The following is a 14,065-nucleotide window of genomic DNA, read 5'->3' as shown; positions in this document are numbered from 1 at the left end:
GTGAGAGGCACCCTGTTTCTGTCGGGCCGTCAGGCCACGGTCGTAGCTGAATACATGAGGCTAGAGCGGTGGTCTGAGCCGGGCGGGAAGCGACGGGGAGCCGGCGCACCCTGGCCGCACCGCAAGCGCACCAGATCGAGCGATGAACACAGGGGACGGGGAGCCACGAGGAAGGGACGTGGCCGAGGGGTGTGTGGCCCACACGCTGTGCGTGAGAATCGTCGGGGTCATCCGGTCTAGGGCCGCTGTGAAGCGGGGGGAGCGGCAATGGATCACCATCTGAGTGTGTCGGAGGTGTGTCGCGAACGCTGAGAGACAACGAGAGAGGGCGGGAGTCAGTGAGACTGACTCCCGCCCTCTTCTGTCGGCATCCGCCCTGGTCAGCGCTTGATTTCTGCTGATCCTGGGCGAGTGCCCCCGGCAGGATTCGAACCTGCGCACACGGCTCCGGAGGGCAGGTGCCAGGAGCACGGAAATGAGCCTCTGACCTGGACGAACGTCCATAACGATCCTTCCGTATACGTTCCTCACTCGCTGCTCACTCGTAGGTCCGGTCCGCAGGGCCAGCGTCACGGCGGACCAACGGCTCCAGCGGGCGCCCTGGCGGCGGACTGGGGCGGGGAGTAGCCCGAATCGAGTGGACGGCGCGGCCCGAACTTGGTTGGGCCCGCCGCACCACCATGAACGAACATGCAAGTGTCGTGGCGCGGTTGAGGTGCTGCCCTGGAAGCCAACTCAGGAGAGGCTCGCAGCTCCCCGGCCGCATCTCGGCCGACGCCGACCGCTAGTGACCGTGGTTGGCCGCTCTATGCACACGGTTGTGGCACGCACCGAGCGACTAGGTGCTTAGAAGAGAGTGATCTTCTTCCGGGTGATCAAGCCTTTGACCTGCGGTCGGGCGACGTGAGGGCCGTGTAGTGCAGCCAACGTCACCGCGCATTCACCGGAAGCGCATGTTCCGCTGGTCTCTGGGTTGCCTGATGTGGGAGCTCCCGATTCCTGAAGGCGGCTGGGGAGCCAGCCTCTGTCTACTCCTTCGTGATCCCGAGTGCCTTGTCGGGCCGGCAGTGCCCAGGGGACAACAACTCAGTGCTCCAAGCATGGCAACTGGTCGCCGGGTAGGAATCTCGTGGGTGCCTGCCCGATCTGGATACGCCATGTCAGAGCGATCCTAGGATCAGGTCAGGAGTGAGCCGTGATGGCGAGTGTCGGAGACTGGGGGGCACATGGGAGAGAAGACGCCCAAGACCTTGAGGGACGACTTCAGCAGGCGGGTGAAGGAAACCCTTGCTGCCAGGGTTGCTTTCCGCTGCAGCAACCCCGACTGCTCAGCTGTGACGGCTGGACCCAAACTGGGGGAAGGCGGTGCTGTCAATCTCGGCGTTGCCGCACACATAACTGCGGCGAGCCCTGGTGGACCACGTTACGATCCCGCTCTCACCTCCACCGAGCGCTCTGCCGAAGCCAATGGGCTCTGGCTATGCCAGAACTGTGGCAAGCTCATCGATAGCGACGTTACGCGATATACGGTGCAAACCCTGTGTCAGTGGAAGGTCGAAGCTGAACAACGGGCCCTAGTGATGCTTAGATCGGGAGCCCGCCCGGCTAATGAATTTCTCGAGCTCGCGCTGCCAAAGCTTGATGCTCCCGAATCCCTACTAGCTTTCGCCAGTACGGCTGTTGCTCGCGTTGGTCGCGAGCGAGAGATTAGAGAGCTGGAGGCATTTCTTGAGGCAGATACGTCCTTTTCGTGGTGGCTTTGGACAGGTTCCGCCGGTACTGGGAAAAGTCGCCTGGCGATCGAGCTCTGTCGTGCGAAAGCCGGGGAGTGGCATGCCGGGTTTCTGCGTGAAGACAATCAGCGTGCCTTGGCAGATCTCCAACCAACCCGCCCAACGCTCGCTGTCGTGGACTATGCCGCTCAGCGAGGTGAGTGGCTTTCGGATGCGCTGTTCCGATTGAGTCAACGCGTTCTAAGTGCACCAGTGCGTGTCCTGATCTTGGAGCGTCAGGCCCAGGGACCCTGGTGGGACCTGGCGCAACGAACACATCGCATGGAGGAGTCTTTTCAGATTCAGGAACGCGCGTATGGCCTTCCGCGCGAGCTCGGTGGCTTGCCGCGGCCACAGATTTGCAAGCTGGTGAAGGCCGTCGCGGATCAGGCTGGCGTCGTGCTGTCTTCCACGCACGTTGAGGACATCGCAGACCACTCCGAGAAGATGGACCCCGACGGGCGACCACTTTTCGCTCTCGTCGCAGCGTTGGACTGGCTGGACGGAAACGGTGTCAGTGCTGACCGTGACGCGGCGCTGCGACGCCTAATCGCTCGCATGGACGGGCAAGCGGTGCAAGCCGCCGCAGCTTCGCCGAAGAGCGTGCGACACACACGGAGCGTGCAGATTCTGGGAACTGCACTCGGCGGCCTCTCGGTCGAGTCGTACGCTCACCTCGTTCAGACGTTTGAACCGCCCCCGGGATTGCTGCCTGACGTGTACAGCGATCTTCCCTTGCTGCCGCTCGAAGATCTCCTTGATGGACTTCGGCCCGACATGCTGGGCGAGTTGTACGTTCTCGATCGGGTAGGCACGGCCGGCGCAGAGCGCCATGCCGCTATGGCTTTGCTCAAGCTGGCTTGGCAGAAGGACCAAAAAGCGTATCGGGCGTTCGTGGAACGCGCGGTCGGTGACCACAGAGAGCATCCGGGAGTTGTGGACTTGCTCGACGCCGGTGATTGGGCCGAGGCACCAGCAACGTGTGCAGATATGGCCGTGACGAGCATCCCGCTGCTTCAGCGCAGCGACCACCCTGTCCTGGATTGGATCTTCTCGCGTCTGCAGTCTGTGCAGGAATCCACCTCTGACGGCACGATGGACGAGTTGATCGTTAATGCCCACTTTCGACGAGCCAACCTGGTGCTCAATGAAGGTGATGCCCACAGGGCCAATGATATCTACTCGAAGGCGCTAGCTCTCTGTGCAGCGAACTGGAAGGTATATGCTGGCCTCCTGAACAACCGCGGAATCTCGTGGTATAGCCTCGGCGCCCGTGAAGCTGCTAGAGCAGACTTCACCGCGGTTGCCGAGAACCTGTTCGTAGATGATGAGTCTCGCGCCTGCGCATTCAACAATCGGGCCGATATTTTCGATGACAACGGGGATGTGCGCTCTGCAGTTCGGGACCGTACGGCCGTCCTCGAACTAGCAGAGACAACCTACAATCGGCGCTTCATCGCGCACATCCGTCGAGCGCTTGCGCTGCGAAAGTCCGGAGATCCGGAAGGGGCCTATGGGGACATCGAATCGATCCTGGATTCCGCTGACATCATTAAGGAGCAAAAGATGTCAGCCAGGCTGAAACGGGCGGAGTGGCTCGTTGAAGACGGTGAGCCCGCTGCTGCCAGGATTGATGTGGAAGCTGTGCTCGCGTCAGAGAGGAATTTTGATTCGGTGGAAAACGTGGCCCGAGAGTTGTTGCTTGAATTGTCAGTCGATGCGCCCAGTGATGCCGGATGCTGAGGCTGACGCCCAACGCGGCCAGGACCGATACCGGCACATTGCGAGTTGTCCGAATTGTCGGCTGAGTGGACTCGATGCCGCGCTGGACAGGCAAGTCCTCGCCCAGCGCGGCACCAGCGTCATTGCTGTTGTTTAGGCTCGCGTCACCAGTCCGTGCGCCTGGCTGCTGGACTTCCCGCAGGGCGATTCGAATGTGCACCACTTCCTCACAGGTGACGTCGATGGGCCTGTCGCACAGGTGGCAGGTGATCGGGCTGGGGGGGCGTCGGGCTGGCCGTCTTTCTCCGCGTGCTGGACGAGCTGCTGCACCTGGTCCTGCTCGGCGCCCTTCAGAGGCACTGTGAGGGCTTGGGCCTGGGCGCCCCCGTCCATGCCCGGGACCGTACCAGCGTCCTGGGGCCGTCAGGCCCCGCGCTGGGCGTCCTGGGCGCCTCAACCGAGACGGGGACGGAGGCGCCTCCACCGTGAGGCCGGCTCCTGCTCAGCGGTAGTCACCGCGGCGTGGAAAGCGGCGAGCGCCGTGTCCAGGTTCTGGGTGTCTTTCTTGATGTCGAAGGTGACATTGACCAGTGCGCTAGCAGATTCCGAGACCTGAGCGTCTGGGTGCCGCAGGAGCGGGGCGGCGGCGGTCGTCAGCCGGTACAGAGGTTCGCGGACTGTGGCGGCATACTGCTTGCTGGCGATCCGCTCCTGTGCGATGACGTGGACGGCCGCCCCCAGTCCCGCGGCCACACTGGCGCGGTCGGATGCTCGGGCGGTGCGGGCGCGGGCGACTTCTCCGGCTCCGGCGATGGCCGCGAGGAAGACGGTTCGGCCGTGCTCGACGAGGCTGTCCCAGAGGGTATGGCCGGTCAGGGCTGCCATCCGCACGTCGAGAACGGCGGTTATCAGGGCGTCGGCCTGGGCGCGGAGTGCTGCTTTCTCGGCGGCCCGGTCCGCGCGGCTGCGCACTCTGTCACTGAGCCACCATCCGAACCAAATACCGACGAAGGGCAAGGCGACGTCGGCGATGCGGCCGGCGTGCTCACCGAAGAAGTGCATGATCGCGTTCACGTGTGCAGTGTCTGTGCGGCGCGCGCCGGATCAGGGGTTGTTGCCGTTCTGGGGTCGAAGCCGGATGAACCCGTTGCCTGCGAGTCCTACGCCGCCGTGCCCTCGGCAGCCTGGCGCTGCGCGAGGAGGGTGCGGCGCATCGTCGCCCACCTGGTCGGCCGACTGACTGCTCGAGCACTCGTTCAGGCCCTCAGAGATCGCGACTATCCCCGAACACTGATAAGGGCAGGACCCGGAGAGTGAAGGTGCGTGAGGTGCCGTCTCTCTGGGGCCAGCGCTGGAAGCTGAGGTGTAGGCCGGCGGACAGGCGCCAGTAGCTGAAGTTCTTCACCATGGCCGCGGACCGTACGAACGGGCGCGGCTAGCGTCGCGTGATGGCGGCCGCCTAAGCCGCTTGCTGTCATGCCGTCGAGACGCGGGCGTATCGCAAGTCACCTATACTCGGGGCATGTTGGCACGCCTACCTTCGCGCTACGAAGACCTGGATCCAGCCTTCCGGGGCCGTCTGCGACCGAACCGTCAGTTGCTCGAACAAGTGCAGCGGGCGCACGCCAGCATGCAGATTAGCGGGGGGATCCGTTTCCTCCCCATCTTTGGTCGTAGCGGCTCGGGGAAAAGTTCGGCTGCGCGCGAGTTGGCCACACACCTTCCTGAGTGCAAGGTTGTCGAGCTCAGTCGAGCTGCTATTGCTTCCGAATCTGCGCTTCTTGAGGAGCTGCGAGCTGTTGATGGCTATCGGAACAAAGCTCAGCTGATCATTGCCGTTGTTGATCAGTTCGAAGAGCGTGTGGCAGAGAAGACGGCGATCCCCTCACAGTTCGTTGAGCGGCTCAGTCTTCTCGACCGGGGTGATTTGAGGCAGCGTCCGGTTCTCTTCCTGTGGCTGACGACCAGCCGAGAATTTCAGGCTGACCTGGCGGCCGCAACGTCCAGAAACGAGCGCATTCTTCTGAGCGCCGACTTCGAACTTTCCGGACCTTCGCGTGATGAGTGGCCCGAAATCGTTGAGGAAACGTTCGCTTTCCATAACAAGAATCAGCCGCTCGCCGACTTTGAAGTTCTTACTTCCGACGTTGAAGGTTTCTCGGACAAGTCTCCGACTATCGGTGCTGCAATCGAGCGAGTGGCTGAGGAGCTCGCCTCCTATACAACTAAACTGCATGACATCTCGCGCTATCAAGTCGTGATGTTGTGGCCCGTAACAGATGGGCTGCGCATCACTCGCGTTGCGGGTTTTACTAACGCACGAGATGGCTACAAGCTTGACTGGAATGCGTTTTACCGAGAGCTGAACGAGGATGATCGTCAGACTCTGCCACTCTCCGAGTTGAATCGCGCACGGCTATACTTCGATGTGCGTTTGGTTCCGATTGCTGCGGCCGACCTTCACCCGCTTTGCAAGGATCTTGATAAGGATGTTGTGGCGCCGAGTCGGTCGTACCTGGATCGGCTGGAGAATTCACACTTCTCATCGATCATTGGTGAAACATGGGACCCCAGCGCCTTTAGTCCTCTGCGTGAGCGCGATTCAGAGAGGGCGCGACGGGCTAGGGAATGGTACGAGGGTGTCACTAGTCAGCCCACGCAGCTTGGTAGGCGCATTGCCCTGTGCTTGAGGGCGATCGGTTTCGAAGCGGAACACGAGCAGGACATAAAGACGCCGCATAGCAGAGTTAGGGCTGACGTGCTTGTGCAACGCCCTGGGGCCCAGCAAGACTCAGTGATCGTGGAGCTGAAGGCTTACTCGACGGAAAATACCCGGCCATCGTCAATTAAGGACGCTGTCCGAACAACATTGAAGCGTCATGCTCAGCTCGCTGGGTTCCTAGCCCGACAGTAGGGCGGTGGAGCGGCTTTGGGCTGGAGCTGCTTTGGGGCGAGTGATCATGGCCCCGTAAGCTGATGGCGAGCCAGGTCCGTATCCAGAAGAGCAAGCGCCACCTTTCTCCGCCTCACGGGGTGCTGTTGGTCTGCAACCACGGCTGTGCCATGTGGTCCATGCTCGACTGCCGTCACCCGGAGGGGCAGATGTGGTGGTGGGACCAGGGAAACCGGCATAAGTGATCTGACCCTGCGTGACTGGATGAGCATGTGGCTCGACGGGAAGCTTGAGCACGGTATCCCGGGCTATCTCGCGGTGGAGGACGAGGAGTCCTGGTGCTGGCCCGAGACCGACGGGCTCTGAGTTTGGGAAGCTGCGATCATTTGCGGCCGGTTTACGCGCTGAGCTGGGCGAACGGCGACACGGTGGCCCCGTCGGGCGAGGCCACTTTCACCGTGATTCCCCGCTGTTCCCCGCCTGATCTGGTGCGCTTATGATGCGCCGCGCTGCGCCCTGGCGTTTCTTTGGCGAACCGGCACTCAGCGAAGAGAAGTGATCAACGCGGCGATCCCAGCAAGAAGAGTTCCGATTCCCGTCAAGACGGATACCAACTGAGTGCCTTGCCGATGACCAGCAGCGTTTGACTCGTTAGGTGCGTCAGACATTTCGTTCTTTTCTCCTGTATTCGGTGCGTTACTGATTGGTTTCAGGCTCTTGCGTGTCCACTTCGACTTTCACCAGCATCCGGGTCCCGTTTGGGAGTTCATGCAGGGTGTAAGTGGGGGCGTTTTTTAGTCGGTAGCGCCTCGTGTATTCGACGAAGAGACTTGGGTTAGCGCGTCTATATTCGCGGTTCGCGATCTTGCAACAGTCGCGACAGTAGGTTTGCAGTCCATCTGGCCTGCTTCGGTTCCGATTGAATTCAGTCAGGGCACAAAAATTGCCGCACCTGGAGCACTTCTTCATGGCCGCCAACCCCTCCTGCCTTTGTGAGCACAAGCTTGGCACGGGATTCGGGGTGACTCTCTAACAGAAGTTGATAACTAAAGGTTACGGATTGGCAAAGAGCGCTGGGGGTGCGCCGCGGTTGGTGGAGCGGCTTTGGGCTGGAGCTGCTTTGGCGCGAGTGATCACGGCCCCGTAAGCTTCCGGCGTGTCGGGCAGTCTGTGGACCTGCCCGGTAAAGCACGACGTTGGGGCCGTGATCTTCGAGGCTCCCGCCAAAGTGGCTGCCTAAGAACTCCTAACAAAGGGTTCCAACTTGCCTTGGAATGTTGTCGCCTGATGATGCGTTAGCCTGCGTATGAGAAGGGGCGAGCAGCTGCCGTGGATCGTGTCCGATGAGTTGTGGGCGCGGATCGAGCCGTTGCTGCCGGTCGTGCCGCGCCGCGCGGTTCACCCGGGGCGTAAGCGTCTGGATGACCGCAAGGTGCTGTCGGGCATCCTGTTCGTGCTCTACACCGGCATTCCGTGGGAGTTCCTGCCCCAGGAACTGGGCTTCGGCTCCGGCATGACCTGCTGGCGACGTCTGCGTGACTGGAACGACGCCGGTGTCTGGCAGCGTCTGCACGAATCGCTCCTGGCCGAGCTGAACGCCGCAGGCGCTCTGGACTGGTCGAGGGCGGTGTTCGACGGCTCCCATGTACGGGCCATGAAGGGCGGCCCAAAACCGGACCGAGCCCGGTCGACCGTGCCCGAACAGGCTCCAAGCACCATCTGATCACCGAAGCGCACGGTATCCCGCTGGCCGCGTCCCTGACCGGCGGCAATCGCAACGACGTCACGCAGCTCATGCCGCTGATCGAGGCCGTCCCGCCGGTACGCGGCCGACGCGGACGGCCACGCCGGCGCCCCGACAGGCTCTACGCCGACCGGGGCTACGACCACGACAAGTACCGCCGACAGGTCCGCGCGGTCGGGATCACCCCAGTCATCGCGCGGCGCGGCACCGAACACGGCTCAGGACTGGGCGTCCACCGCTGGGTGGTAGAGCAGAGTTTCGCGCTCCTGCACTGGTTCCGCCGCCTGCGCATCCGCTGGGAGATCCGCGACGACATCCACGAAGCCTTCCTCAGCCTGGCCTGCAGCATCATCTGCTGGCGCCGACTGAAGAACGTCGCACACTGTTAGGAGTTCTAAAGCCGTGGAGCCGACCGCCCCAGCCACGATGTACCCCTTCTCTGACGTTAAGCGGCTGATTGCTCTGTGCGCGGCACGGGTGCCGGCCGGGCTGGAGCGGGGCGGAGACAGGAGCGCAGGCCCGGCCGGGGGCCGGGCCACGCGCGGTGAGCGGAGCGAGCCGCCTTGATCAGGTAGGGAAAGTTACGCGCTCTGCTGTTCACCTCTCATGAGGCACAGCAGATCGGAAGTCGCCTCCGGCTCCTACGTCTACTGAGAGGTCGGCTCCGCCGACGGGCTGCAACACCCCAGGAGTGTTGCAGCCGTCTGGGACCGGACAGCCCGGACACCGGCACTTTGAGCTGTCCGGCCCGTTTGTGCAGGTGAGAGCCCTAGCCGGACAGCCGGACAGCCCGGACACCTCCGAGCAGGGTCCCATGAGACCCGGACAGTCCGTCCGGGTTCTCTGCCGTTCAGTGCCACACGCTGGTCATGGTGGCGGAAAGGGGTGAGATCACTTACTCGTTCATCGCCGCGTCGGTACCGTGAATGACGCCCCTACTCAGCAGCGGGAGGCAACACCCCATGCGTGGTCTTGGAGATCACCTCAGCATCGGCGAGCGCATTGCGTTCTACCGGAAGCGCCGCGGCTACACGCAGGAGGTGCTGGCCGGTCTGGTCGGACGTAGCACTGACTGGCTCGCGAAGATTGAGACGGGACGCCGGAAGCCGCCCCGTATCGACATGCTCGCGGAGCTGTCGCGCATCCTGCGCGTGCCTCTCGGGGATCTGCTTGGTCAGACCGTGCTTTTGGAGGACGAGCGGCAACAGGACGATGTCCCCGCTGTGCGTGATGCTCTTATGAGCCCGCGGCGGCTCTCACGTCTACTCTTCGGCCCCGAGGCTGAAACCCAACTTCCGACACCTGCTCCTGTGGCCGTGCGTGTCGAGCAGGCATGGAACGACTATCAGGGCGGACGACTTGGCAGCGTCATCGGAGCCCTTCCGGCACTGCTTCAGACCGCTCAGGAACTGGAGGACCGAGCGGGGCGCCGCGGCGATGACCGTAGCGACTGCTGGGCAGTGTCGGCCCGCACGCACCACCTCGCGGCTACGACTCTCGCGAAGATCGGCGAATCGGACATCTCATGGCTTGCTGCAGAGCGCGCGATGCGGGCCGCTGACGAGTCGGACGACCCGCTCGTGTTGGCGTCGGCTGCGCGATCCGGCACGCACGCCTTGCTCGCCAACGGGCGCTATGACGATGCGCTGGAGCTGGGCAACACGGCAGCTACGTGGCTGTCGGCTCAGGTGACCGACAGCGACCCAGCGGCGCTCAGCCTTCTGGGCATGATCCACCTGCGTGCCGCCGTCGCGGCGGCACGGCATCAGGACCGGCCCACCGCAACGACGCTATTGGACCGCGCCGAAGAACTTGCGGATGACCTCGGGTCGGATGGGAACTACTGGCAGACCGGGTTCGGGCCGACGAACGTACTGCTCCATCGCCTGTCCATTGAGCTGGACCTCGATAACGTCTCGTACGTGGTGGAACACGGCCGGATCAACGTCGACCACATGCCGCAGGAGCGCAGCGTCTCGCACCGTATCGACTTCGCCCGTGCCCTGTCCCTTGCTGGACAGGGGGATGAAGCGTTCGCGGAGCTGCGTACGGCTGAGCGGACATCGCCGCAGCTCGTGCGCAACAATCCGAGGGTGCGCGAGTCACTTCGGGACCTGATCAAGCAGTCCCCTGTGACCGGCGGCTCGCGTTCGTCCGAGGTGTTCGTGATGGCTCAGCGGTGTAGGGCGGTGCAGTGAGTTCAGGCAAGCGCGGGGTGCTCGGTGTCGTCGGGTCGGCGGCCGGAGGCGTAGAGGTCCTGCGTACCGGTCTTGTCGGGCCCGCGATGGACCGTGGCTGGCAGGTGGCCGTCACCCTCACGCCGACCGCAGGTAAGTGGTTGCGGATGATCGGCGAAGTTGAGCGGCTGGAGAAGCTCACCGGCCTTCCTGTGCGTGATGAACCGCGTCTCCCCGGAGAGGACCGACCGCACCCGCCGGTTGACTGCTACGTGGTCGCTCCCGCGTCGGCCAACATGGTTGCCAAGCTCGCGACCGGCCTCATGGACAACCAGGCGCTCACACAGGTTGGCGAGGCCATCGGCACCATCGGTCTGCCGGTTGTCGTCTTCCCCCGAGTGAACGCGGCGCACGCTCGCCACCCCGCGTGGCAAGGCCACATCGACGCCCTTCGGGCTGCGGGAGTGCATGTAGTCTCCGGCCCGGACGTTTGGCCGCTTTACGAACCGAGGGAAGCGCCGGCAGGGCGCGAACTCCCGTGGGGCGCAGTGCTCGATGCCGTGGAAGAAGTCACTCGATGACGAGTCGTCAACCTGCCTGATCTGCAAGGAAAGAGAACCCGGACAGTCTGTCCGGGTCCTCTTTCTTTTCCGGCCGCATGCTCATTGGCATGTCAGGGATCAACGAGCGAAGCGGCGAGGTGGGAGGTCTGACTCCCACGGAACTTGCCTTGATCGAGGCGAGTCTGAGCGAGGCGCGCGCCACGGCCAAACGACTGCTGCGGCGAGCGGATGAAGTCACGGCGAGGGCGGAGTCCCGTCGCCGACAAGCTGTTCAAGGCGGTCCAGTCGCTCACCGAGCAGACGAAGAGCGTCATGAATCGAACTGAGTTCTGCTGCCAGCGCGGTGAACGTGGGGCTACTGCCCGGCTCGGTGCCCAGCGGCACCGATGGGTCTCGGACGAACGTCCCGCGACCCTGCTGGGTGAGGACCAGTCCCTCATCACGGAGCTGGCCATAGGCGCTCTGCACGGTCATGAGCTGCACGCCAAGGTCTTTGGCGAGCTTGCGAGCCGCCGGGAGCTGATCTCCCGGGTCGTACTCGCGGTTAAGGCCGGTGATCTTCTTGCGGAACTCCGCGGCGATCTCCTTGGCCGTAGGCGTCTGCCTGGGCGCTTCTGGGCTCTGCTCCATGGGTTCGAGAGTAGCCGGACCTAGGTCAATCTCTGCTCTTGCGCTAGCCTCCTTGACAGGCGGATTGACATAGGTCAATCTGAAATCGCGCCGCGGTGCTGGGACTCCCCAGCAAGGTCGCCCGTCGCCGCGGTTCTCCCTGCCCCTTCGATTCAGGAGAGCACCATGCGTACGTACGTCGGCCGTCAACAGGCCGTATCCGCTGAGGAGTTCGTGGAGCTGGCTCTTGGCACCCCGGTTGAGCTGTGGCTTGGGGTCGAGGGTGAGACGGATGAGGAGCGTGTGGCCCGCCTGGATGCGGCGCGCGACATCCTCGCCGACCCCGAGTACCGCAGCCTGCCGGACGACGTGGCCCGTATCGCCGCTGAGGTGATCGAGGCGCACGCCCCCGAGCTGTTCAACGTCGTCCCGCTGCCACGCCCGGCGAAGCGCCGCCGGCCCTCCCGGAAGGGAGCGGCGGCATGATGGCCGCGACCGAGACGACGCGGCCGGCGGTTCCGCCGCTGACGAAGCCGGAGTTGGGCCTTGCCGGACTGGGCGCGCTGGCGGCGGCCGGGGTCGGTGCCCTGGGGCTCATTGCCTCGTTCGACGCGGTCTCGTCTGCCGCTGCCCGGTGGGGCTTCGGCGCGCCGTGGATGTTGCCGGTTGGTATCGACGTGGCTATTCCGGTGTTCACCGTGGCCAACCTGCTGCTGATCCGGATGGACATGGCGTTGGCGTGGGTGCGGTTCGTGCCGTGGGCGCTGACGCTGGTCACCTGCGGGCTGAACGTCGCCGCCGGGCACACGCTGTGGGCGAAGGTCGCGCACGGCACGATGCCGCTGCTGTGGGTGGTGTTCTCCGAGATCGGCGCCCACGTTTACGCTGTACGGATCGGCGCCGCGACCGGCCGGCGGATGGAGAAGGTGCGGTTCTCCCGCTGGGTGCTCGCCCCGCTGTCGACGTTCGCCCTGTGGCGGCGGATGACGCTGTGGGAGATCACCTCCTACTCCGAGGCGCTGAAGCGGGAGCATGAGCGGCAGTTGGCCCGCGCCCGGCTCCGGGAACAGCACGGTCGACGGTGGCGGTCGAAGACCCCGCGCCCGGAACGCGTGCTGCTGAAGCTCGGCGAGTTGGCCCCGCAGGGCGAGGATGTTCCGCCCGTGCCGCCGCAGCAGACGGAGAAGCCGACGCCCGAGGCGCCCAAGGCGCCGCGCAAGCGTGCGACCGGTGCCAAGGGCAAGGCCAAGACGGCCAAGACGTCGCGGACCCCGGCTGAGCTGCTCGCTGAGGCGCGTGAGGCCACGGCTGACTGGGGCGATGACGCGATCAACGCGGAAGCCATCCGGACCACGCTGCACTGCTCGGCTGCCAACTCCCGGGTGCTGCGCGACTTGTTGCTGAACGAGCGCGCCGAGGGGCGCCGCCTGCACTCCGTCGACGGAGACGACGAGAGGACCGAGGGGGCGGCGGCATGAACACCCTGGTGACCATGCTGGCCGCGGCGGCGCCGGTCGCCTCCGGCTGGACGGCGCACACGCTGTGGCTACGGCGCCGCCTGAACGTCGCCCGCCGTGACCCGCTGACTGGGCTGCGGACGCGCGAGGCATTCACCCGCCGCGCCACTGCCCTGCTGCGGGACTCACGGGCGGTCGTGGTGCTGGCCGACGTCGACCGCTTCAAGCAGATCAACGACACCTTCGGCCACGCGGCCGGAGACGCGCTGCTGACGGCGACGGCCGACCGCCTCGCCCACCACGTCGGCCGCAGCGGGGTCGCCGGGCGGCTCGGGGGCGATGAATTCGCCGCCGTGCTCATCGACGACCACGGCACCGCCGCCGACATGCTCGCCGTGCTGCACGGCGTGCTCGCCCGCCCGGTCGACGGCCAGGACCCGGCCGCACGCACCACGGTCTCCCTCGGCTGGGTACGCGCCGCCGACTTCCCCGACGACGACCTCTCCGCGCTGCTCCGGCGGGCCGATGAGGCCATGTACGCGGCCAAGCAAGCCTGCGCCGGAACCCGCCGGGCGGGGCTGGGGCGACTGTTCGCCACCGTCACCGGACGGCGGGCCGGCCGCTCCGGTGCCCGGACCGATGTGCCGGTCGTGGGGGTGGCCGCCTGATGTCCGCCTACGGCAAATGCTTCGACCCGACCGGTGCCCGGTTCGGAGTCCCCACGTACCCGTGGCGATTCGCCCCGGACGGCTACGCCACCCGCCGGCAGTTGCGTGTGGCCGGGCTGCGGCCCGGCGGACAGCCGGTCGCCGCTCAGGTCATGCGACGTCACCGCGGCCGGAAGGCAGGGGTGCAGGTCGCCTACCTCTACCGCGTCGACCGCGCGATGCCGGTCCGGCCGATGACGTCGCGCAAGTGGGGTGCGCTCGCCCTGGCGATGCTCGCCCGCCGCACCTGCCCCAACTGCCGGATCACCTACAGCTACTGCATCCCGACATCGCTCGGGATGTGCCTCCTCTGCGCCTACCCCGAGGAACAGCGCGCCGCCTGACCAGCAACGGGGCCCGGTCTCAACCGACCAAAGCAGCGGCCGGGCCCCGTATCCCTCCCAGAGAGAAGGAAGCTTCA

11 protein-coding genes are annotated in these 14,065 nt (G+C 64.7%); 9 read left to right on the top strand and 2 right to left on the bottom strand.

Annotated elements, in window-relative coordinates; translation table 11 throughout:
* Positions 1–1,226: 1,226 nt before the first annotated feature.
* Positions 1,227–3,515, top strand: a complete 2,289-nt coding sequence (locus IEZ19_RS27255) for a tetratricopeptide repeat protein (RefSeq protein WP_189313941.1) — start codon at positions 1,227–1,229, stop codon at positions 3,513–3,515.
* Between the two features lie 432 nt (positions 3,516–3,947).
* Here the strand turns inward: IEZ19_RS27255 and IEZ19_RS27250 are convergent, their stop codons facing one another.
* Positions 3,948–4,568, bottom strand: coding sequence for a hypothetical protein (locus IEZ19_RS27250; protein ID WP_189313940.1), 621 nt, complete (start codon positions 4,566–4,568; stop codon positions 3,948–3,950).
* A 448-nt stretch (positions 4,569–5,016) separates the two neighbouring features.
* Here IEZ19_RS27250 and IEZ19_RS27245 point away from each other — a divergent pair, with 448 nt between their 5' ends.
* The 4 genes from IEZ19_RS27245 (at position 5,017) to IEZ19_RS27230 (ending at position 10,889) form a co-directional block, all read left to right on the top strand.
* Entirely contained in the window at positions 5,017–6,408 is a 1,392-nt protein-coding gene (locus tag IEZ19_RS27245) for an ATP-binding protein (protein WP_189313939.1), read from the top strand.
* A 1,285-nt stretch (positions 6,409–7,693) separates the two neighbouring features.
* Positions 7,694–8,520, top strand: a protein-coding gene (locus IEZ19_RS27240) for an IS5 family transposase (protein ID WP_189313938.1) whose coding sequence is annotated in 2 segments (ribosomal slippage) — positions 7,694–8,054 and positions 8,054–8,520 — 828 coding nt in all. Because the reading frame shifts where the segments join, the coding sequence is not laid out codon by codon here.
* 573 nt (positions 8,521–9,093) lie between these two features.
* Positions 9,094–10,329, top strand: a complete 1,236-nt coding sequence (locus tag IEZ19_RS27235) for a helix-turn-helix domain-containing protein (protein WP_189313937.1) — start codon at positions 9,094–9,096, stop codon at positions 10,327–10,329.
* Positions 10,326–10,889 carry a flavoprotein gene (locus tag IEZ19_RS27230; protein WP_229840852.1) on the top strand — a complete coding sequence of 188 codons (564 nt, stop codon included), beginning with the start codon at positions 10,326–10,328 and terminating at the stop codon, positions 10,887–10,889. The genes IEZ19_RS27235 and IEZ19_RS27230 overlap by 4 nt, the downstream gene beginning before the upstream one ends.
* Before the next feature lie 216 nt (positions 10,890–11,105).
* Here IEZ19_RS27230 and IEZ19_RS27225 read toward each other — a convergent pair whose 3' ends face one another.
* Complete coding sequence (locus IEZ19_RS27225) at positions 11,106–11,501, bottom strand: GntR family transcriptional regulator (protein WP_189313936.1); 396 nt, start codon at positions 11,499–11,501, stop codon at positions 11,106–11,108.
* Between the two features lie 165 nt (positions 11,502–11,666).
* On the opposite strand from IEZ19_RS27225, the gene IEZ19_RS27220 reads away from it, so the two are divergent.
* Genes IEZ19_RS27220 through IEZ19_RS27205 form a run of 4 tightly spaced genes read left to right on the top strand, consistent with a single transcriptional unit; the run spans position 11,667 to position 13,988 of the window.
* Complete coding sequence (locus IEZ19_RS27220; protein WP_189313935.1) at positions 11,667–11,966, top strand: hypothetical protein; 300 nt, start codon at positions 11,667–11,669, stop codon at positions 11,964–11,966.
* Positions 11,963–12,958, top strand: coding sequence for a DUF2637 domain-containing protein (locus IEZ19_RS27215; protein ID WP_229840838.1), 996 nt, complete (start codon positions 11,963–11,965; stop codon positions 12,956–12,958). Before IEZ19_RS27220 ends, IEZ19_RS27215 begins: the two co-directional genes overlap by 4 nt.
* Positions 12,955–13,605: a GGDEF domain-containing protein gene (locus IEZ19_RS27210; protein ID WP_189313934.1), complete on the top strand. Its 651-nt coding sequence runs from the start codon at positions 12,955–12,957 to the stop codon at positions 13,603–13,605. The genes IEZ19_RS27215 and IEZ19_RS27210 overlap by 4 nt, the downstream gene beginning before the upstream one ends.
* Positions 13,605–13,988 (top strand): RRQRL motif-containing zinc-binding protein, encoded by a 384-nt coding sequence (locus IEZ19_RS27205; RefSeq protein WP_189313933.1) that lies wholly within the window; start codon positions 13,605–13,607, stop codon positions 13,986–13,988. Before IEZ19_RS27210 ends, IEZ19_RS27205 begins: the two co-directional genes overlap by 1 nt.
* Positions 13,989–14,065: the final 77 nt, after the last annotated feature.

The sequence above is a fragment of the Streptomyces brasiliensis genome, from assembly GCF_014647875.1.
GTDB classification, from domain to species: domain Bacteria; phylum Actinomycetota; class Actinomycetes; order Streptomycetales; family Streptomycetaceae; genus Streptomyces; species Streptomyces brasiliensis.
This window is presented reverse-complemented; position numbering and strand designations above follow the sequence as displayed.